Origin of the sequence: Lujinxingia vulgaris (genome assembly GCF_007997005.1) — a bacterium.
In the GTDB taxonomy this organism is placed as follows: domain Bacteria; phylum Myxococcota_A; class Bradymonadia; order Bradymonadales; family Bradymonadaceae; genus Lujinxingia.
In genome coordinates this window covers 151,951-173,253 of record NZ_VOSL01000059.1, presented here as the reverse complement: position 1 = coordinate 173,253, position 21,303 = coordinate 151,951, and the positions used below count along the sequence as shown (strand labels likewise).

Annotated in this window: 14 protein-coding genes; 8 read left to right on the top strand and 6 right to left on the bottom strand. The window is 65.0% G+C overall.

What is annotated here, in order from left to right:
• The first annotated feature begins 158 nt into the window (after positions 1-158).
• The gene (locus FRC96_RS15470; protein ID WP_146975734.1) at positions 159-3,002 is read left to right on the top strand and encodes a bifunctional serine/threonine-protein kinase/formylglycine-generating enzyme family protein; all 2,844 of its coding nucleotides are present in this window, start codon (positions 159-161) and stop codon (positions 3,000-3,002) included.
• Here FRC96_RS15470 and FRC96_RS15465 read toward each other — a convergent pair.
• The gene (locus FRC96_RS15465; RefSeq protein ID WP_146975732.1) at positions 2,987-4,549 is read right to left on the bottom strand and encodes a YifB family Mg chelatase-like AAA ATPase; all 1,563 of its coding nucleotides are present in this window, start codon (positions 4,547-4,549) and stop codon (positions 2,987-2,989) included. The two genes, FRC96_RS15470 and FRC96_RS15465, sit on opposite strands and share 16 nt — an antisense overlap.
• 397 nt (positions 4,550-4,946) lie before the next feature.
• On the opposite strand from FRC96_RS15465, the gene FRC96_RS15460 reads away from it, so the two are divergent.
• Genes FRC96_RS15460 through FRC96_RS15445 form a run of 4 tightly spaced genes read left to right on the top strand, consistent with a single transcriptional unit; the run spans position 4,947 to position 9,803 of the window.
• Positions 4,947-5,909 carry a hypothetical protein gene (locus FRC96_RS15460; RefSeq protein ID WP_146975730.1) on the top strand — a complete coding sequence of 321 codons (963 nt, stop codon included), beginning with the start codon at positions 4,947-4,949 and terminating at the stop codon, positions 5,907-5,909.
• On the top strand, positions 5,906-7,777 hold the full coding sequence (locus FRC96_RS15455; RefSeq protein ID WP_146975728.1) for a pilus assembly protein TadG-related protein: 1,872 nt from the start codon (positions 5,906-5,908) through the stop codon (positions 7,775-7,777). Before FRC96_RS15460 ends, FRC96_RS15455 begins: the two co-directional genes overlap by 4 nt.
• Positions 7,774-8,727: a TadE/TadG family type IV pilus assembly protein gene (locus FRC96_RS15450; RefSeq protein ID WP_146975727.1), complete on the top strand. Its 954-nt coding sequence runs from the start codon at positions 7,774-7,776 to the stop codon at positions 8,725-8,727. The genes FRC96_RS15455 and FRC96_RS15450 overlap by 4 nt, the downstream gene beginning before the upstream one ends.
• Before the next feature lie 35 nt (positions 8,728-8,762).
• Positions 8,763-9,803 carry a hypothetical protein gene (locus FRC96_RS15445; RefSeq protein ID WP_146975725.1) on the top strand — a complete coding sequence of 347 codons (1,041 nt, stop codon included), beginning with the start codon at positions 8,763-8,765 and terminating at the stop codon, positions 9,801-9,803.
• Positions 9,804-9,822: 19 nt separating this feature from the next.
• Here the strand turns inward: FRC96_RS15445 and FRC96_RS15440 are convergent, their stop codons facing one another.
• On the bottom strand, positions 9,823-10,806 hold the full coding sequence (locus tag FRC96_RS15440; RefSeq protein ID WP_146975723.1) for a glutathione S-transferase family protein: 984 nt from the start codon (positions 10,804-10,806) through the stop codon (positions 9,823-9,825).
• Positions 10,807-11,147: 341 nt separating this feature from the next.
• Between FRC96_RS15440 and FRC96_RS15435 the strand changes: the two genes are divergently transcribed.
• From FRC96_RS15435 to FRC96_RS15425, 3 genes are all read left to right on the top strand, one after another.
• Positions 11,148-12,104: a MerR family transcriptional regulator gene (locus FRC96_RS15435; RefSeq protein ID WP_146975721.1), complete on the top strand. Its 957-nt coding sequence runs from the start codon at positions 11,148-11,150 to the stop codon at positions 12,102-12,104.
• A gap of 39 nt (positions 12,105-12,143) precedes the next feature.
• Complete coding sequence (locus tag FRC96_RS15430; RefSeq protein WP_146975720.1) at positions 12,144-13,649, top strand: hypothetical protein; 1,506 nt, start codon at positions 12,144-12,146, stop codon at positions 13,647-13,649.
• Positions 13,650-13,876: 227 nt separating this feature from the next.
• Complete coding sequence (locus FRC96_RS15425) at positions 13,877-14,791, top strand: hypothetical protein (RefSeq protein ID WP_146975718.1); 915 nt, start codon at positions 13,877-13,879, stop codon at positions 14,789-14,791.
• 26 nt (positions 14,792-14,817) lie between these two features.
• Here the strand turns inward: FRC96_RS15425 and FRC96_RS15420 are convergent, their stop codons facing one another.
• The 4 genes from FRC96_RS15420 to FRC96_RS15405 all read right to left on the bottom strand — a co-directional run bounded on the left by FRC96_RS15420 (position 14,818) and on the right by FRC96_RS15405 (position 20,818).
• A complete protein-coding gene (locus FRC96_RS15420) occupies positions 14,818-15,849 on the bottom strand; it encodes an XdhC family protein (RefSeq protein WP_146975716.1) in 1,032 nt (343 codons plus the stop codon).
• Between the two features lie 50 nt (positions 15,850-15,899).
• On the bottom strand, positions 15,900-18,224 hold the full coding sequence (locus FRC96_RS15415; RefSeq protein WP_146975714.1) for a xanthine dehydrogenase molybdopterin binding subunit: 2,325 nt from the start codon (positions 18,222-18,224) through the stop codon (positions 15,900-15,902).
• Positions 18,225-18,309: 85 nt separating this feature from the next.
• The gene (locus FRC96_RS15410; RefSeq protein WP_230470310.1) at positions 18,310-19,767 is read right to left on the bottom strand and encodes an FAD binding domain-containing protein; all 1,458 of its coding nucleotides are present in this window, start codon (positions 19,765-19,767) and stop codon (positions 18,310-18,312) included.
• Positions 19,768-19,924: 157 nt separating this feature from the next.
• Positions 19,925-20,818 carry a hypothetical protein gene (locus FRC96_RS15405; RefSeq protein ID WP_146975711.1) on the bottom strand — a complete coding sequence of 298 codons (894 nt, stop codon included), beginning with the start codon at positions 20,816-20,818 and terminating at the stop codon, positions 19,925-19,927.
• Positions 20,819-21,303: the final 485 nt, after the last annotated feature.

Sequence of the window (21,303 nt, the reverse complement as noted above, 5' to 3'; positions counted from 1 at the left end):
AAGATACTTCTCGCCTGCGGAAAGTCAATGGCGGGCAACGCAGGAGAACGTTTGGCGAAACGTTAAGCGATGTTAACATCAAGTGGGCCTGAGAGGCACCGCGTGGCGAAGGTCGTCCGGGGGAACGCAAAGTCAAGGGGTTTGAGTTGGATTGGAAAGTGCATCAACAGATTGCGCGCGTGGCGCTGGAGCGCAGGCTGGTCGATTTTGAGACCGTCTCGCGCAGTCTTTATGAGCTGGGCCGCCTGGCCGATGAGGGGAAGATGCCCGCACCCGAACACTGGGTGAGTCAGGGGTGGTTGGAACGTCAGGGGCTGGAGGAGGTTCTGCGCAGCCTGGGCTATGAGGAGGGGTTTGAGCGCGCAGAGACGGCCTTCTTTGAGGGCAAAGGCCGCGAAAGAGCGGCCGGCTTTTATAAGGCTGATGAAGCGGTGACCGCGCGGATTGAGTTGGGGCAGCGGGAAGCCCCCGCGGAAGGAATTGGTCAGGAGCCGACCGCCGGGGCAGAGGAGCCCCCGGAGGGGCTGGGGTTGGAGACGAGCACGGAGGTGGCTGTGGACGCCAACCCTACCCTGCCCGGAGGCGTGGCGGCGGCCTGGGCACGGCCCGGCTGGCGAGGCGGGGAGGAGACCGGACGTCATTTCGCCTTTGAGAGTACCGATGTCTACCAGCCGGCGTTGAGCGCCGGGGAGATGCTCAGCGGGCAGGCGCGCTACGAGCTGGGCGCGGCGCTGGGCACCGGCGGGGGCGGCAGCGTGCTCTCGGCCCACGACCGCGTGCTGGGGCGAGTGGTGGCCATGAAGATCGCGCGCCCCTCCGCGCGCCATGATGCCCGGGCGGTCGCGCGTTTCCTGGCCGAGGCGCAGATCACAGGCCAGCTGGAGCACCCCAACATCATGCCCATCTACGATGTGGGCGTCCTCGATGACGGTCGTGTTTATTACACCATGCGGCGCGTCAACCATCACTCCCTGGCCGAGGTGATCGAGGGGTTGCGTGGGCGCGATGAGGTCTACCTTCGCGAGTATTCGCTCTCCCGGCTGCTGGGCATCCTGCGGCAGGTCGCCCAGGCCATTCATTATGCGCATGTGCGCGGGGTGGTGCACCGCGATCTCAAGCCCTCCAACATCATGCTCGGTGAGTATGGCGAGGTGCTGGTGATGGACTGGGGTATCGCCCACGTCAGCGGAAACCGGGTGCATACGGATCTGGGGCCGGATGACGGGCCCGGACAGGGTCACACTCTGGGCACCCCCTCCTACATGTCTCCGGAGCAGGCTCAGGGCCGCCTGGATGAGGTCGACGCCCGCAGTGATGTCTACGGTCTGGGGGCGCTGCTCTACGAGATCCTCACTCTGGAGGTGCCCTTCGAGGGCGACGACGCCCGTGCGACGATGTGGTTGGTGGTCGAGGGCGAGCTTGTGCCTCCCTCGCAACGAGGGGAGGCGTTGTGGGCGTTCAGCGAGGCGGTTGAGGCGGTGTGTCTGCGGGCGCTGGCCAGGGAGCGCGAGGAGCGGTTCGCCTCGGCGCGCGACTTTTACGAGGCGCTCGACACCGCGATTAGCGGGAGTGGTCCGGTGCAGATTCAGGCCAGCGTGGCGCGCGGAGAGGCTCTGCTCCAGGCGTACCGGGAGGCGCTCTCGCGGGCCGAGGCGCTGGGCGACGAGATCGATGGCCTCAGCGGGCAGATCGAGCCCTGGGAGTCGATCGAGCGCAAACGTGCGCTCTGGGAGCTCGATGACCGACGCCAGGAGCTTCAGCGCGAGAGCGCGCAGATCTTTGGTGAGGCGGTGGCCGCCTTTCAGGAAGTTCTGCTGCTCGTCCCGGAGCAGGCCGAGGCACGCAGCGGGATGGCCGAGCTCTGCTGGGAGCGCTACCTGGCCTCACGCCAGCGCCAGGACGTCGCCGATATGGTCTATTACGAGGCGATGGTGCGGGAGTACGGCGGCGAGGACTTCGCTGCACGCTTCTCACGCCACTGCGAGGTGGTGCTCACGACGCGTCCGCCCGGTGCGGAGATCACGCTCTTTCCCTACCAGGAGATCGACCGCCGGATGGTGGTCGCCGATGCCCGCCAGCTGGGTCGATCGCCGGCGCACCTCGAGTCGCTGGACGCCGGCAGCTACATGATGGTGGTGCAGCGCAGCGGCTCAGCCCCGGTGCGCGCGCCCCTTCATGTGGAGGTGGGCATGACGCGCGCGGAGTTTCGCGTGGATCTTCCCGCCGACCATGAGGTCTCCGCGGGCTTTGTGTACGTCGCCGGCGGGCGCTGCACCCTGGGAGGCGATCCGGAGGCGTTTAACCCCTGCCCGGCGCGCCAGGTGGAGGTCGCCTCGTTCTTCTGCGCGCGTTTCCCGGTCACGTTTCGCGAGTATCTGGAGTGGCTCGATGAGCTCAGCCAGAGCGAGCTGGAGCAGGCCCGACGTCACGCCCCGAAGACCCGCGCTGACGACGGTGAGCTTGCGATCTTCGATGCGACCACCGGGCGCTGGGCCCCCTCGCCGATCCTCATTGAGGGGCCGATGCGCGAGCGCTACGCCGAGGGTGTGGGCCATGAACTCGACCTTCCGGCGGTGGGCATCAGCGCGCACGACGCCCGGGCCTACTGCACCTGGCGCAGCCAGCGCGACGGCCGCCACTACCGGCTGCTTCGCCAGGACGAGTGGGAGAAGGCCGGCCGCGGCGTCGACGCGCGTTTCTTTCCCTGGGGAAACCACTTCGACGCCACGTTCTGCAAGATGCGCTACTCTCGCCAGGAGTTCAGCCAGCCTGAGCCGGTAGGCACCTTCGTCGACGATACCTCCCCGTACGGGGTGCGCGATTTGAGCGGCGGGGTCCAGGAGTGGTGCGCGGCCGATCCGAATGACGGCGACGATCGCGCCGTGCGCGGCGGCGGCTGGAACATGGATCAGCGCGCCTGCCGTCTGGCCAGCCGCATGCGCGTGTTGGCCGATGCCCGCTCCGCGGGCATCGGCTTTCGCCTGGCCTACGACGCCAGCTGAGCGTCCAGAGGGCGGTCCAGCGAGCGGTAATGGATCGCCTCGGCCAGATGCGCCTGGGTGATGTCCGGGGCCTGGTCGAGATCGGCGATGGTGCGGGCCACCTTGAGCATGCGATCGCAACTTCGGGCGCTCAGCCCCAGCCGATCGACGACCCTGGCGAGCATCTCGTGGCAGTCGTCGGTCAGGGCGCAGTGGCGACGAAGTTGGTCCGGCCCCATCTGGCTGTTGGCGTGGCGTCCGCAGCTCTGCAGGCGCTCGCGCTGACGGTCGCGCGCGCGCTGGACCCGCTGGCGGATCGCCGCCGAGGGCTCCGAGGGTCGCGCGCGGCGCAGCTCCTCATAAGGCACCGCCGGCACCTCGATATGAATGTCGATGCGATCGAGGAGCGGGCCGCTTAAACGCGAGCGGTAGCGTTTGATCTCGTCGATGGAGCAGGAGCATCGCCGGGCGTTGTTGCCAAAATGCCCGCAGCGACACGGGTTCATCGCCGCCACCAGCATCACATCGGCCGGGTAGGTCAGGCTGAGCAGGCTGCGCGTGAGCGTGACCTGGCGGTTCTCCAGAGGCTGGCGCAGCGTCTCGAGCGAGTTGCGCCGAAACTCCGGGAGCTCGTCGAGAAAGAGCACCCCGTTATGCGCCATGCTCAACTCTCCCGGCCGCGGGATGCCCGATCCCCCGCCCACCAGGCCAACTTCGCTGATGGTGTGGTGCGGAGCGCGAAAGGGGCGCTCCGAGATCCAGGGGGTCTGCGGGGGGAGCCGGCCGGTGACGCTGTAGATCTTGGTGGTCTCCAGCGCCTCCTCAAAGCTCATCTCCGGCAGGATCGTGGCCAGCCGCCTCGCCAGCATGCTTTTTCCGGAGCCGGGAGGCCCGATCATCAAGACGTTATGCGCGCCGGCGGCGGCGACCTCCAGGGCGCGCTTGGCCGGGAGCTGCCCGCTGACCTGCGAGAAATCCACGTCGCCCACCCGGCGCAACCCCGGCCGGGGCATCGGCTGGCGCTCAAAGGGCTCGGCCGTCTTGCGGGCCTGCATCAGCGCCACAACTTCCGAAAGATGCTCAAACCCCAGCACCTCGACGCCCTCGACGACGGCGGCCTCGGCGGCGTTTTCCCGGGGGATCATCACCCCCTGAAGACCCATGTCGCGCGCGAGGATCGCCATGGCCAGCGCCCCGCGGATCGGGCGCAGACGCCCATCGAGCGCGAGCTCGCCGGCCACCAGATAATCGCCCAGCCGCGGCGCGCTCGCCACGGGCGGGATCACCCCCTGGGCGCGCAAGATCGCCAGCGCGATGGGAAGATCAAAGGCGGTGCCATCTTTGCGGATGTTGGCCGGCGCCAGGTTGACGGTGACGCGCCGATCCACGGGAAACTCCAGGGTGAGGTTCTCAATGGCCGCCTGCACCCGCAGGCGGCTCTCGCGGATGGCGTTATCGGGAAGCCCCACCAGGTGGAAGGCCGGAAGTCCTACGGCGAAGTCGATCTCGATATCGACCAGCGAGGCGTCGACGCCCAGCAAAGTCGCAGAATGCACACGGGTGACCATGGTCATCTCCCTGCAAAGATCTCGAAGTCAGTTCCGGCCGGTTGCGAACGACGGTGCTTCACAACGCGCCGGGGCGATGGCGCGTGAGCGCACGTCTGTTATCGCGCGCTGCGCCGCGATCTTGCGTCCGGAGCAACAATTCGCCTCCCGGCCCTCCCGAAGCGCCGTGAGGCACGTCCCCCGCGAAGGGGCGTGAGGCAGGGACTGACCACGGCGTGCCAGCCTGTCACAGCCCGGTCGGGCTAAGTTCGCGAGTTGGCGCGTGCCCGACGCTCTGGAACAAGCTTTGCACACATGAGGTGCCATCGATGAATGAGTCGGGATCTTCGGCGGCGATGATCTGTTCGCCGGGGACGTGTGCGAATGGGAGGTTGGTGTGACGAGAGGTGAGACTCGAATGCGCAGCGCTGCGCAGTGGAGCGCCCGTTGGACCCGGGGGGGCTTCCACCTGATCGGGGTGCTCCTGGTGTGCGGGCTGGTCTCGTGTGTGGTGGCCGACGCGCCGCTGACGCTGCGCCTGGTGGCGGCCAGCTGGCAGCACGAGGGGGTTCCGCGCGCGGTCGCGCTGGGAGGGGCGATTCAGCTGGGCCTGTCGGCCTGTGTGTGGGCGCTCCTGATGATCGTGTGGGCGCTCTTCACATCGAGCGGGACGCGGCCGATGGCGCGCACCTCGCAGCGCGCGCTGCGGGCAGCGCGGGGCACGGTGATCACGGAGACCCTGATCGTGATCCCGATTGTGCTGCTCTTGATCTTCGGGCTGGCCCAGCTGGCGATCAACAACATCGCCGGCGTGCTCAATCAGGTGGCGTACTTTCAGGCCGCGCGTACCGCCTGGGTGTGGGCGCCGGAGCCCGGGATCAGCGAGGCGGAGATCAAAGATCGCGCGCGTATCGCGGTCGCGCTGACCTTTACGCCGGTGGCGCCTGGAAATTACCAGACCACCGGATACTTCGGCGTCGGCGGCGATGGAGGTCTCTCGGAGCGGGCGCTGGATGCCCGCGAGATCATGCGCGAGCGCTACTTCTCGATCGAAGACGCCATCATCGGCGCGCTGCCGCTGGAGCCCTCGGCCGATGCCAACGACACCTCCTTTGATCGCGCGCTGGACAGCTCGACGAACTACGCCACGCGCGCCACCCAGAAGTTCACGCACGCCTACCTGGCCACCGAGATCGAGGAGGTCATCAACACCGGGGGGGAGGTCGGTGTCAGCTACTCATTTCTATTGCACCAGGCCATGCCGCTGGTGGGCGGAATTTTTGGGGAGACCCACACCGTGGGCACCCGCAGCGCGAAATACATGACGTTGAGCTACCGGGCGACGATGCCCGCGCAGCCTTATCGAGTGGGGCGTCCATGACTGAGATGGAGAAGAGCGAAGAGGTGAAGTCGGCGGGGCTCTCAGCGAGGCTGCAGCGTCTGCATCAGGAGCAGCGCGGGGCGCTGGCGCTTCTGTGTCTGGCCGGCTTGATGATTCTTTTGATGATGGGGCTGGTGGTCTACGACGCCACCGAGGTGGCCAACGAGAAGGTCCACGTGCAGGCCTCGGCCGACGCGTCGGCCTACAGCCAGGCGGCGATCAACGCGCGCACCATGAACATGCTGGCCTTTGCCAACGTCGGCAAACGCGTCAACATCGGCATGGTTGCGGCCTATGAGACCGTCTACAGCTGGATGACCTGGATCACCGGGGTGGCCTGGGTCTTGACGATCGCCTGCTACCTGATCGCGGCGATACCCGGGGCTCAAGCCGTCGCCCAGCTCTGTACAAAAATGGCCGAGATCGCCGTCGGCGCGAGCTGTGCGACAGCGAAGGAGGCGGGCGATTATCTGCGCCTGGACACCATCGTTCAGAATTTCTTTGGGCCCGAGCAGCGCGCGTTCAACAACTACCAGCAGTACATGGCCGACGTGACCCCTTACTGGAGCTGGACCCAGGGGGTATGGCGGGGCTTTACCAACAACGCGCCGCTGACCGTGGGTTATCCGGCGCCCAAGAATGACGCCGACATCACCTTCCGCCAGCAGCTCCCGGTGCGGGTGCCGGCCGGACACAGCTGGGACGGGCTCTGCGAGAAGGCCAATGAGGCCCCGCCGATCTTCGGGGGAGGCTTTGAGCCGGGCAACATCATCGAGCAGGCCGACCGGCGCTTTATGTTTGTCGACTTTCTGATCAAGAACGCCCTTGGCTCCAACGGCAACGAAGATCCGGCCGGTGGTGTCGATGGCGCCGGCGACGGTGGCAGCGGCGTCGGTGGAAGTGGAGGCGGGCAGGGCGGCGGCAGCGGTAGCGGCAGCAGTCAGGAGTCGGCCTGCGACTCCCTGGAAGAAGAAGCGGCCAACGACCCCAACTCCACCTTCGAGCCGCCCCGCGAGGAGTGCGAGGTCGATGAGAACGGCAATGAGACCGACGAGTGCGAGACGATCCCGGGCTCCTACACCGTCGACGGCCACACCATCGAGCTCGGTGAGGGCTGCATCCCGACCAGCGTGCTTGAGCAGCTCGATAACGTCGACTGCACCCAGGGGGGCGCCACCATCAAGGCCGGCGCCTACGGGGCGACCTATCTGGCGGGGCTGCTCGGTCTTCTGATCGACACCAGCGACATCCCCTCGATTCTCAAGCGTCTTACGGTGATGCCTGACTCCTTTGTCGAGCGTTGCAAAGACGGCACCCGCGATCGCTACCGGAGCGCGGGAGGCTTTCATGTCGATGGGCCGGCCTGGGAGCTTCAGACGGACAACTGGCTGATGAACTCCTCGACGTTGATGTACGCCTACCGGCCCAATGCGGCGCGCAACGGCACCCACCGCGACCGCTATCAATTTATGGGTGAGGACTCCAACCCCGGGCTGCTCAACTTCGCCAGCGAGGGCACCTGGGCTATCAGCCGCGGGGAGATCGCCTGGCAGGGCGATGAGGCTCCCTCCTTGTGGGAGTCGAAATGGGCGGCGCGCGTGCGTCCGGTGGCTCTCGATGGCGAGTGGGAGGCCTATGCGCAGTCGCATCAGGGCTTCTCGATCTGGCGCGGGCTGCGCGACATTCAGGGGGAGGTGCTCGCCACCTTGCTCGTCGCCCACGGCGCCGACGCCACCGGGAGCAACCTCATCACCCACGGATATTCGCTCTCGCCAGGGAGCCTGGAGGCGCTGCTCTTTGAGGCGCTCTCTACCCGCGCGGCCTTTGACGCGATGGAGCCCGAACGCATGGAGGGGGTGGTCAAATGATCTTCATTCAACGACTTTTCTGGTTTCAAAATCTATTTATTTTTCAAAGGCTTGGCGCGATTCATCGAGATGAGCAGGGCGCGGCGCTGACCGAGGTGGTGATGTGTTTGCCCTTCTTCATCCTCGTCTTCGGCGGGCTGATGAACCTGGGGCTGGTGGGCCAGCAGAGCGTGGCCACCAAACATGTGGCCGCCCACGATATGTGGGCGCAGGTCTATAATGAGGGGGCTAACAACGCGCTGCGCATGAGCCCGCGCACCCAGCTCCCGGAGACCACCAACCTGGACTCGGTGCAGGGGTTTGCGGCCCTGGGCGGTGATATTGCCGAGATGGCCTCGGGACACTGGGGCGAGGCGTGGTTTCATGCCGAGCTGGCCCCGGTGCTGACGCTCGGGCAGATCGATTATGACGCGCATTCGCATGACGCCGCCCGGCGGCTGAAGCAGCATATGAAGCCGCCCCATGAGATGACCGGCCACATTCTGGGCGGCACCAGTGAGGGGCGCCGGCCGGTGCTCGCGCAGATCGCCACCAACGACAACCTCATCGACGGGAACCTGACAAACCCGGGCGGCAACATGTTGCAGTGGCTTCTTACCTCGGTGCTGCAGGCCACCGGCGGGGTGCCCGGCGCCTTCGCCGCGATTCGTTACGGCGATCAGGACGGCGTGGCCTCCCATCAGGTCTCGCTCTACGGTGGCCGCCTCACCCCCACCTTCTACGCGCGCTACTCGGCGATGCTTTCGCCGCACCCCACGCGTAGCGGTGAGGGGGGCGGTGGCAGCGGCGAAGAGGTCTTCGATCTCAACGATCCCCGCGGTCAGTGGGGGCTCTATTACGTGGCTGCCCAGACGACCAATAACTACCGCTGGGTCTATAACATGATGAACGTCCAGTTTGATGAGGCGGAGACGCAGTCGACGGCTACGCGCTACGAGGCCGGCCAATGAGGGCAGAGAGCACACGCGGCAGTGAGGAGGGGAGTATGGGAGCGTCGAATACGACGGAGGGAAAGTCGTCCAGGTGGGTGGACCTTTTGAAGGTCGGCGGGGCGGGCGCGACCATCGCGTTGATCGCGCTGCTGGTGGTGGTGCTCGACGGTCCGCGCGCCGAGGTGCAGCCGGCCCAGGCCGACATCTGGGATGTGTTCTTGAGCCAGAGCAACAAGCACGAGAACTTCATGCGTGCGTTGAAGAAGGAGGGCATGTCGGCGCCGCGTGAGTACGACTACAACGGTAACCGCGTCTACTTCTCCCACGCCACCACGTCCGAGAGCCCGCGGGAGGTGCTGGAGCGGTTTCAGCACGCGTTTGTGCGCGAAGGCGTCAACAAGATCGAGCATCACACCGTGCGCGAGCCGGTGGCCGTGGAGGATACCCACGACGGGGAGACCTTCATGCAGGCGATGGCCGGCGCCGATGAGCTCTTCAGCGGGGGGCTGATACCGGTGGAGAACACGCGCAACTACATGGCGATGGTCGGCGCCGAGACAAAACAAGGAGCGGCCGACTGGAAGGAGGCCATCGTCGAGATGCAGGGGGGCGCAAAGACCCCCGAAGACACCGTGCGCGCGCTGCGCTACGTCGACGCCTTTCGGGAGGAAGGCTCGCTGAAGACGACGATCACCGCGGTGTGGAGCGATCAGGCCCTCGACTTGTCGAAGTTCCGAAACCACGCGCCCGGCAGCGTGCACCCTTTTGAGTATAAGGTGCCGGTGTGCACTGGCTGCACGCGCGTCTCGCGCATTAGCGGCACCGAGGAGGAGGCGGGCATTCACGCGCTGCTCTACCGCAGCCCTAACTCCATCAACGCCACCCTGGGCTTCTATGAGCGGGAGATGGCACGCTACGGCTGGGAATTAGAGCCGGTGATGCGCGGGCTGGCCGCGATGCAGCGCGAGCGCAGCGCGCCCTACGAGGTCTCCCAGGTGCGCTCCTACAGTCGCGAGGGCTACACCCTGACCTTGATCGTCTACCGCGACAGCTACGACGGGCAGACCTACGTCAGCATGCAGAGCGCGCGCTGAGCTGCACGTTTATGTGTGATCAGCCCCGCGTCGCCACCTCGCCCACCAGGCGATCCCGATCATGGGCTTCCAGGTGGTTAAGCGCCGGGCCTCTGGGCACCACCTGGGTGGGGTTGATCATGTCGTGGCTGTAATAATAATGCTGCTGAATATGGTCGATGCGGCAGGTCTCAGCCACGCCGGGCATCTGGTAGATCTCCAGCAGGTAGTTCCAGAGGTTGGGCAGCTCATAGACGTGGTTGAGGTTGCACTTAAAGTGCCCGTAGTAGACCGTATCAAAGCGCAGCAGGGTCGTGAACATGCACAGGTCGGCCTCACTGAAGGTGTCGCCGGCCAGGTAGCGATGCTCCCCCAAATGCTTCTCCCAGTGTCCCAGCGCATCAAAGAGCTCGCCCAGAGCCTCTTCATAAGCCTCCTGGGTGGTGGCGAAGCCGCAGCGGTAGACCCCGTTATTGACCGGCTCGTAGATCGCGTCGATGCGCTCGTCGATCACCCCCAGCAGGGCCTGCGGGGCCAGGTCGACGTTGGCCGTGCCCAGCGGTGCGAAGGCCGTCGAGAACATCCGGATGATCTCGCGGGACTCGTTGTTGACGATCGTGTTTTCTTTTGTGTCCCAGAGCACCGGCACGGTGACCCGGCCGGAGTACGACGCGTCGGCCAGGAGGTAGATCTCCCGCAGAAAATCTTTGTCGTGGAGGCGATCACCCGTGGTGCCCGGGAAGTCAGTATCAAAGCTCCACCCCCCTTCGAGCATGTGAGGGTGGACCACCGAGACCTCGATCACGTCTTCAAGACCGAGGAGCGCGCGGGCGATCAGCGTGCGGTGGGCCCAGGGGCAGGCGTAGGAGACGTAGAGGTGGTAGCGGCCGGCTTCGGGCGTAAAACGCGCACCGGGCTCGTCGACCACCTTATGGTGGAAGGTGGTGGGATCGCGCTGGAAATGCCCCTCGTTATCGCGAACCCAGGTGTCACTACGCCAGACGCCGTCAACCATGATGCCCATCGGGGGCTCCTTGTGTAAAACTCTGTGGAATGCTCGGGTGATCAGCTGCGCGTCTTGCGCAGGTTCTGCACACCCACGACTTCGTGCTGGCCAGGACTTAAACACCCGGCTTAGAGGCGACAAGGCGACGACGAGAAAAGTCGCATCCCTGCTGGCAAAGAGCGCGGCGGTGACGATGTTGAGCGCGTCGAAGTGACACACACGACGGGCACCACGCCCGGAGCCTGGTTTCCCGGTTAATGAATGTTCAAAAGCTATTCACATTTGCGATTGCGTGCTCATCTTCGGTATGAGAGGGGTTCATAAGATGTTCATCACGACCTTAGCGAGTTGACCGTCCCATGAGCACAGAGGAAGAAGCTACATTAAATATCGGCGCGCTCTCGATGGCGACCGGCGTGCCTGTGGAGACGATTCGTACCTGGGAGCGCCGATACGGTTTCCCGCGTTCACGACGAAACGAGGCCGGCCACCGGATCTACGATCTGGAGACGATCGAGCACCTGCGCCTGATCACGTCGGTGCTGGCGGTGGGCTATCGTCCGTCTCAGCTACAGGGGCGTAGCCGTGAAGAGCTCGAAGCGCTGCTTGAGCATAGCGGCAGCGATGAGCAGGACTCGGACGAGGCGGCTTCCGCCGAGAAGGGCTCGCGCAGCAATGGCGAGTCGATGCGCTCGGCCGAGAGCGAGGGTTGGCTGGAGCGCTGGCTCGACGCCGTCGGTCAGCTCGACCGCGAGCGGCTTGAAGGGCAGATGCGCCTGGATTGGAGCCGCATGAACGCGCTTGGCTTTGTCGAAGAGCGCGTCGGCCCCTTCCTGGTAGCGCTTGGCGAGGGTTGGGCGTCGGGACGACTCAGTGTGCTTCATGAACACTTCGCAAGCGAGTGCGTGCGTGACTTTCTGGCGGCGGCCTGGCGGCCGCTCAGCGATATGGCGCGGGGCAATAAGGTGATCCTCGCGACCCTGAGCGGTGAGCAGCATTGCCTGGGGCTGCATATGGCGGCGCTGATCGCGGCGGTGGCCAACCAGCGCGTGGTATTTATCGGCGCGAACTCCCCGGTGGAAGACATCGCGGCGGCCGCGCAGCAATCCGGCGCCGACGGCATTGCGTTGAGCATGTCGCAGTACGCCAACCCGGCGGCGTCGCGGGCGTTCCTGGAGACCCTGCGCGAACTCACTGACCCCAAACTCGACATCGTGGTCGGCGGCAGCGGTGCCCCCGATGATGTCGAAGGGGTACAGAGATTGGGCGGTTTTGAGGATTATTACGAGTTCTTCCAGACGTGGCAGCGCCGCTGAGGTTGAGGCTCGGGATCTTGCGCGACGCGCACGGAGTGGATGTTGAAGTGGGTGCGCGTGTCGGGACGCAGGGGCTTTACGGCGTCTTTTGTTCTTTTTTTGACCATGTTGGGGGCAACGCCGGCGGTGGCCTCACCGCTCTGGGAACGTGTGGGGTCGACCGCCTCGCTCAACCCGCACAGCGCCTCGACCTGGTCGTCTTCGGCCTCGGCGACCTACTTCAACCCGGCCCTGCTGGCGGGGCAGCCGCGTCATGGCGAGGTCGGGGTGTTTGGGCTCGCGGGGAGGCTTCGCATCGATCTCAACGCGCGTCCGCCGGGCGCCGATATTGACAAAAAGGTCTACCAGGCACGCGAGCTCGATGAGAATGGCCAGCGTCGCCCCTTGAGCACGCGTCCCTTCGCCACTGACGACATCCCGGCGCCGCGCGGCGGCGTCGATCCTGATTTTGAGTATCTCTATCTGACCTTCGGAGCCACCATGCCCATCCTCGATGAGGGTCGGCTGACGGTGGGCTTTTACGCCACGCTGGCCACCGAGGCGTTTGCCTCGCAGGTGCCTTTTTATAGCGATGAGCGCGAGCAGTTTTTTTCGAACTCGCTCTATTTTGAGCGTTCCAATGACCGTCTGGTGGGGAGCCACTTTGCGCTCGCGCTGGCCAGCCGGCCGCTTGACTGGCTGAGCCTGGGCGTGGGCGCGACGATGGTGCAGGACGCGACCAGTGAGAACGCGATCTTTTTGCCCGACGCCCTTGACCAGTCCGAGAGCCGGATCAACTCCCGGGTGCAGGTCAACGCGCGGCTCACGCCCTACGGCGGGCTACGGGCGCAGGTCAGTGATACGATCGCCGCGACGCTCAGCGTGCACGCCGAGGGCTACAGCGTGGTGGAGGGGGAGAGTCGGCTGCGATTCTGGAACTTCCCCTCGGCCTACCCCGAGGGTGAGGACGCGGTGGTGCAGCGGTTTCGCTTTATCTACGACTACGAGCCCTGGCGGGCGACCGCCGGCGCTTCGCTCACCCACACGCTGCGCGCCACCACCGAGCTCCGGCTGGCCGCCCAGCTCCAGTACGCCCACTGGTCACGCTATCTGGACCGTCACGGAGAGCGCCCCACGCTTCCCTGGAGCAACACGTGGAGCCCCACCCTGGCCGCCGGCCTGACCCACGGCCGCTCCGAGCTGGGCCTGGACCTCACGTGGGCGCCGAGCCCCGTCCCCGACCAGAACGGGCGCTCCAACTACGTCGACAACGACCGCCTGATGGTCGGCGGCGGCTACGCCTGGCGCGTTGAGGGCGACGGTGCCTCTCCCACGCTGGAGCTCGGCGTCCAGCTGCAGGCCCACTGGCTGCTCGCCAGGCAGACCATCAAAGACCCCTCCAGCGAGGACCCGGTGGTCGACGAGTTCCCCGACGCGGTCGACTCCCGGACTGGCGAGCCGATTGAGGGGTCGCGGGGCCTGCAGACGAACAACCCGGGGTATCCGGGCTTTGAGTCCGCCGGCTGGATCGGCGGCGCGAGTCTTTTTGTCCGTGCGTATTTCTGATGTGTGTTACTCGAACGAGGGTTGCAAGGCTTGCCCCGCAGGGCGCACAGGCGCATGGGAGGCCGGGCTTCGCCGGATCATGGATCGGGGTAATGAGGCTGGTCTTCCCGGTGCTGACGACGTAAGACGATCACGAACCCCCTGAGATTGATGCGAAACGAAGCGACGAGAGACGCGAGCTTGCCTTTGTGGGCGAGGCCGCACGACGCAGTAGAAGGAGCAGCACGATGACGAGACGAGTAAGCTGTTGGATGCTGGTGGTGGCGCTGAGCGCCTCGATGATGGCCTGTGGCGAAGAGGAGTCGCCGCGCGGCGACGACAACATCGACGCCGACGCCGGCCTGGAGAGCGACGCCGGCGACGCGGGCGACGTCGAGGCCGGAGATGAGCCCGACGCCGACGCGCCCGACGTGGCTGATGAGCCTGACGTGACGGTGGAGCCCGACGTCAACGACGAGCCGGTGGAGGTGGACATCAACGGGATCTGGGCGGCCAAAATGGTGACCTCCGGCGTGGCCGAGGTGCCGGTGGTTGGCGAGTCGCAGAGCGACACCGTCTCGATCTTGCGCATGGATATTTCGAGCGACGGCCAGAACCTCACCGTGTTCACCGAGACCTGCGACGTCAGCATTGAGGGCGAAGCCGCCGGCGTGGCGCCGGTGATCCCCGACGCGCTGGTGAACTCGCTGCCTATCACCGAGCGCGGGGGCACCTTTGTCGACGGAAACCTCGTGCTGCCGACGATGTACGAGGTACGCGGCGCGCAGAATTTTGATGATTTGCGCAACGACCCGCTCCCCGAGGATGCCGAAGATCCGCGCGTCTACGACCAGGATGGCGACGGCAACCCCGGGATCACGGTCTCGGTGGAGGGCTTCCTCAGCGGGGATATCTACCTGGTGCAGCGCTCCTCCAACGCGCTGGTGGGCTCCCAGACCGACGACGGCCGGGTGGAGGGTCGTGTGACGTGGAGCGATGAACAATCGGTCCTGGGGGCCTCTAATGAGATCCTGGTGACCCTTCAGCCCCAGTCCGAGCCGAACTCCGACCCCGACGCGAGTTTTTTTGAGATGGTGTCGGTGGAGAGCACGGTGGATTGCGCGGCGATCGCCTCGCAGGCGGGCTCGCTCTTTACGCGCTGAGCAGGCGCCGGCGCTCTTTATTAAGATTAAGGGGAGGGCGCGGCGGTGAAGGGAAAGAGGCGCTCGCGCTCCTGCAGGATCTCGGCGGCGACGCTGATCGCGATCTCCTCGGGGGTGTTGCTGGTCATCGGCAGGCCGATGGGCGCGTAGAGCCGGGCGATGGCGTCCTCGCTGACGCCGGCCTCTTTGAGCGCGCTGCGGATTCTCGCGAGTTTGGCCGGCGCGCCCATCACGCCGATGTAGGGGAAGGGTTTTTGGGGACCTTCGAGACGCAAAACGCCGATAAGCCCGCGGATGTCGGAGTCGACATCCGCGCTCATCACCACCACATGCGTCCACGCCGGCTGGCGGATCAGCCGGCCGGCCTCGGCGTAGTCGTCGACCACCACGGTGTGCGTCGCCCATCGGTTCTGCTGCAGGGTGAAGACGTCCTCGCGCGTATCGAAGACGGTGACCGCGTAACCCAGCTGCGCCATCACCCGTGAGAGCGCCAGCCCGCAGTGGCCACCGCCGATGATGGCGACGCGTTTCCAGTTTAAGAGCTGCGCGCGCAGCACGACATCGTCGGCGTCGTGGGACGCGCGCTCAAAACGAATCGGGGGGAGCTCCGGTGGGGCCGTCTCATCGAGGCGAAGTCCCTGCGGGCTGACCTCAATCCACCCGGGCTCATCGGACTGCAGAAGTTCCAGAATCCGCCGCACCATCGATGCCTGATCCGGCGCCATAATGTACGAGATATTGGTCTGCTGGCCGGCGCAAAAAAGCCCGGAGCGCTCCCCACGCGTCGCTTTGCGACGATGCTCAAGCTCCCGCACCTCCAGCCCCGCACCCCGCTGCGGCGTCCAATCATCAAGCAACGCCTTCGCCCGCTGGATCAGCTCGGCCTCCATGATGCCGCCCCCGATGGTGCCCGCGCTCGCTCCGTCGGCGGCCACCGCCAGACTCGCGCCGGTGGTTCCCGGCGAATGCCGGCTATGCCAGGCGACGTGCGTCAGGTGCACGGGCTGGCCGGCCTCCAACGCGCCCAGAACGTATCGCCACAGGTTTAGGTCAAGCACACATGGTCCTCATAGGTCCAACGTTTAAGAGCTGTCTTCTATCATTGAAATCATTCCCCCGCAGCGGCGGGGGCGGCGGTGGAGGTGGGGGGCGTCTCCCAGAGGGTACGCAGCCGGTTGTGGTGCAGCTGCATCATGACCTTCTCCGGGGTCATCGGGGCGTTAAACGCCAGCTCGGCCTCGGGAGCCGCCGCGCGCAGCGCGGCGCGCAGCGCAAAGAAGGTGCCGATGCCGTACATCAGCGGCGGCTCACCCACAGCCTTCGAGCCAAAGGGGCCCACCGGGTTGTCGGCGTCTTCGAGAAGTCGCACGTCAATCTCGTCGGGCAGCGCGTCGCCGTCGGGAGCCTTGTAGGTGGAGAGGGCGTGGGAGGTGAGGCGACCATCTTCGGCAAAGGCCAACTCTTCGAGGGTCATCCAGCCGATGCCCTGGGCCAGTCCGCCTTCGATCTGCCCCAGGTCGACGTTTTCGTTGAGCGTGCGGCCAAGGTCGTGCACCAGGCGCACCCGGTCGACGGTGTAAGTGCCGCGCAGCATGTCGACGGTCACCTCGGTCCAGGCTGTGCCGAAGACGTGGTAGGCGAAGGGGCGGCCGGTCTCTTTTTGCTTGTCGAACCAGACATTCGGCGTGGCGAAGAAGGCGTGCGCCGAGAGCGAGACGCGCGAGAGGTAGGCGTGAGCGACGAGCTTCTCCCAGGTCCAGTCGGTGGGCTCGTCGCAGTAGAAGACCTTCTCGTCTTCAAAGGTGATGTTCTCGGCATCCTGCACGCCGAGCTCGCGCGCCAGCAGCTCACGGAATCGCCTGCGAAGCTCCTCGGCCGCAAGGATGGTGGCGCTGCCATTGAGGTCGGTGGTGGCGCTGGCGGCGCTGGGAGACATGTTGGCGATGCGGGTGGTGTTGGTCGTCTCCACCTTGATGCGGTGCGGGCTGATTCGTAGCGCCTGGGCGGCAATGCGAACAAGTTTGGAGCTCAAGCCCTGGCCCATCTCCACCCCGCCGGTGGAGAGGCTGACGCTGCCGTCGGTGTAGACGTGCATCAGCGCGGAGGCCTGGTTGAGGAAGGTCGCCGTGAACGAGATACCAAAGCAGATCGGCATCGCCGCCAGACCCTTTTTGGTGGCGGCGTTTTTGGCGTTGTAGTCGGCGATCTCCTTCTGCCAGGAGCCGATCTCGAAGTTTGTTTCAGCCTCCTCCCAGGTGCGCCGCGCGCGGGCGCGCTCGGCTTGCTGGCCGTAAGGGAAGCTCTGACCTTCTTGAATGAGGTTCTTCTTCTGGATCTCCGAGCGGTCGACGCCCATTACCTCGGCGGCGTGGGCGATGGCGCTCTCGATCACAAACATGCCCTGCGGCCCCCCGAACCCCCGGAACGCCGTGTTCGGCGGCAAATTCGTACGGCAGCTCGCCGCGTACGCCCGCACGTTGGGGATGAAGTAGCTGTTGGTGGAGTGAAAGAGCGTGCGTTCGAGCACCGCCAGCGAGAGGTCGGTCTTGGCGCCGGCGTTCTGGAAATGCTTGACCTCAAAGGCCAGAATCTTGCCCTCCTTGCTCAGCCCGATCTTGTAGTCGGCGCTGTAGGGGTGGCGCTTGCCGGTCATGCGCAGATCGTCGAGGCGATGGAGCACAAGCTGGGTGGGGCGACCGGTGATCTGGCAGGCCAGGGCAGCCAGGCAGGCCCAGGAGGTGGCCTGATCTTCTTTGCCGCCAAAGCCTCCGCCGAGGCGGATCACGTCGACTTCCACGCGATGGGTGGGAAGCCCCAGGATGCGCGCGCAGGCTTTCTGCACCGCGTAGGGGCTCTGCGTCGACGAGTACACGCGGATGCGGTCGCCCTCGGTGGGCACGGCGCGGGCGCGCTGCGTCTCAAGGTAGAGGTGCTCCTGGCCGCCGACGTCGCTGCGGCCCTCCACCACGATGTCGCAGTCGGCAAAAGCCGCGGTGGTGTCGCCCATCGCGAAGGTGCGCGGGGTGCCCAGGATGTGGCCGGCCTCGTGGGCGACGCGCGGGCAGGTGATGACGTCGAGCGGCTCGATGTCGACCTCGATCAGCGTGAGCGCGTGGCGCGCATCTTCCGGGGTCTCCGCGACGACCATCGCCATGGGGTGGCCGTGGTACTCGACCAGGTCGGTCGCGAGCAGAGGCTCGTCCGGGAGCACCGGGCCGATCTGATTCTCACCCGGCACGTCCTCGCCAGTGTAAATCGCCACCACGCCCGGGGCGTTGCGCGCCTCGTCCAGGCGCAGCGCTTTGACGCGACCGTGGGCCACCGGTGAGCCGTAGATGGCGGCGTGCAGCATGCCGGCCGGCGGCGCCACGTCGTCGACGTAGAGGGAAGTCCCGCGGGTATGAAGCTCGGCGTCGAGGTGTTTTTCGGTCATGGTGTCGGCTCCGGGAGCGCGTTTTGATGCTTCAACGATCCTGAGAGGATCAAAATTTGAGGTATGAAAGGCCAGAAAGCCCGCGTCAGATGGCCAGCATGGCGTCGAGGCTCACGCGCTCGGGCGCGGCCTTGACCACGTGGGCCGTCAGAAGCTGCGTGGCGAGCAGGCGTTTGTACTCGGCGCTTCCGCGCACATCGGAGATGGGAGACATCTCGGTGTGGGCGATGCGCAACGCCTCGCGCCAGAGCGTCTCGCTGAGCACTTCACCGTTCAAGAATTCGCCAGTCTTCTCCAACCAGAGCGGGGTTGCGGCCACGCCGCCCAGCGTGAGGCTGGCCTCCTCCACCACACCCTCGTCGGAGATGCGCAGTTTTGCGGCGCTGTTGACCGTGGCGATGTCCAGGCAGCGGCGCTTGGAGACTTTTTCAAAATAGACGCCGGTGCCCGCGGCCGGCACCTTCAGGACCATCTCGGTCATCACCTCCGCCGGATGCTTATCGAAGGTCTTGTAGCCCTTATAAAAACGCTTGAGTTCCACCTCGCGGGTCGTCTCACCGCGGGCGAAGACAAGCGTGGTGTCGAGCGCGAGCATGATCGCCGTCATGTCGCCAATGGGCGACGCGTTGATGATGTTGCCGGCGATGGTCGCCCGGTTGCGCAGGGGCAAGGAGGCGATCAGGTGCAGGTAGTCCTGAATCTCCGGGATGAACGCCAACACATCTTCCGACGCGCCGAACTCCTCAAAAGTGGTGAGCGCGCCGATATGCAGCGTGTCACCCTCTTTACGAATCCCCTTCATCTCCGGATGCCGGTTCAGAATCTTGACCTGCGCCCGCGGCAGCAACTCGCCCTTCTGCACATAAAGGTCCGTGCCGCCGGCCACGAAGAAGTCGATGACGTCGGCGTCGTCGCGGGGCACCTCCTCCATCTCGCCAATGGCCTCCAGGCGTTTTGGCATCTCGGCAAAATAGCCGGGCAGAAGCCCCGCTTCCATCAGCGCGCCCAGGCGGTCGTCGGCCTGCCAGATCGACGCCCACTGGCCGCCCGGCCCGAACTGCTCGACGAGATCGAGGCTCGCGCGGTTGATGGCCGCATAACCCGTGCACCGGCAGAGGTTGCCGCTGAACGCGCGCTGAAAACCCTCCAGGGTCGGCGTCTCGCGGGCGGCCATCATGTACCAGCACATCGAGACGATGAAGCCCGGGGTGCAGAACCCGCATTGGGAGCCCACCCGATCGACCATCGCCTGCTGCACCGGGTTGAGCTTATTCGGCAGGTTCAACCCCTCGATCGACACCACGTGCTTCCCATGCATCTCGCCGACCGGCGTCAGACAGCTCGTGACCGGCTGGTAGCGCATCACCCCGTCGACCACCTCGCCAATGAGGATGGAGCAGGCCCCGCAGTCGCCTTCCTTGCACCCCTCTTTGGTGCCCGTGAGCAGGCGGTCTTTGCGCAGGTAGTCGAGTACCAGCATCCCGTCGGGGACGTCGGTGATGACGCGGCGGTCGTTCAGCCAGAATTCAACGTGGGTGGTCATGGAGGCCTCGATGGCTCGCTGGAACATGGGGAGTAGGGCGCGGGGCGCGTTCACGCGCCATTCGACCCAGAGGGCGCGGTGGTGTCAAGGGCGGCGGTGGTCGGGCGGGGTACGTTAGAAGGGGATGTTTGAACCTGAAGGCGCTGGAGTGGGTTGTTTATGAAGATGGGGAGAGCGTCAGAAATATTGCTTGATTATGAGGTTGATCACGAGGGATCGCGGAGAACACGAAGGGTAGTGTAAACATTGTAGATTCGTTGTCTTCCGGCCTGGGAAGCTCCATGTCAGCGAGGGTGAGGGTGACACACTCTGTGAGTGCATTCTCATGGGTAGGGCTGGAGTACGAACGGATAGACTCAATACTCCCGTCGGGACGAACTTTGAGGCGGCTGCGGATGGTAATGGCGTAAGGTGGATAGCCGCCAAGTTGATTGGATAGTTCTTCAAAGCAAGAATGGAAATCGTTTTCCTTTGTGCGGAGAACTCGTGCGACATTTGCCTGAGACAACGTCCCTTCCATTTGTGAGTTGGATAATTCTCGAGGGGGATGATGCGTAAACCATGAGTCTTTACGCGCTTCTCTGCTCTCTGATGAGCCAAAGCTGGTGAGCCCTACGACAATGGGAAGGTATGTGGTTGGAGTGGCCTCTGGTGCGTTGATAAACCGTTGTTTGAGGTAGTTCTCGATGCATTCCTGGGCGGGGCGTATGTCGTCGGAATGTGTCAATTTATAGATAAGTGATGTCCGGTTGTTTTCTGAGTCGAGCCGCAGGTGAAATAGAAACTGGAAGTGCATGTCGCTGGTGTAGTCGGCCCTGTCGATCGTCTCCAGCCAGTCGTCAAAACATGCCTGCAGGGCGGGTTTATGAAACTCCAGGCTCCGTTGAGCGATGGCGCGAAGCTCGGGGTCTTCGTTGAGCGTAATTTTGCCCGGGGTTTCACCGGCCTCGGCGTCCTGGTTCGCGTCGGGTGCCGTCGCGCAGGCGGTGCTGAGCAGCAGCGCGAGGAGCATGGCGAGGTGGTGGGGCGGAGCTGGGAGGTGGGGAGTCATAAACGACCTTCGGGGGGGGGGTGGCGAGGAGGATGGAAGATGGGGCATTCGAACGAGTGGGGCGCGCGGTGTCAACAGTGGTCGAACACAAGCCCGAGAAGAAGGGGGAGGTTCGTTTCTCGGATGCACTCGCCAGTTCACCGAGATGCTCCAGAGCGGTTTTGCGCAGTAGATGTCGCGTAGGGCGGTGTGGATGGGAGGCTTATGAAAACGTCGCCGCGTACGAGGGTGCGGGTGGGAGTTTCCGCCAAAAATAGGTCACGTACGGCGGTGCAGGTGCGTATTTTGGCCAGAAAAGGGTCATGTACGGCGGTACCGGCCTGTTTTTTCTCGGAAATGGGGCATGTACGGCGGTGAAGGTGCGTATTTTGGCCAGAAAAGGGTCATGTACGACGGTACCGGCCTGTTTTTTCTCGAAAATGGAGCATGTACGGCGGTGCGGGGCTTTCTGTGCGTTCTGGGGCGGCGCGGGGAAGTGTGTAGAC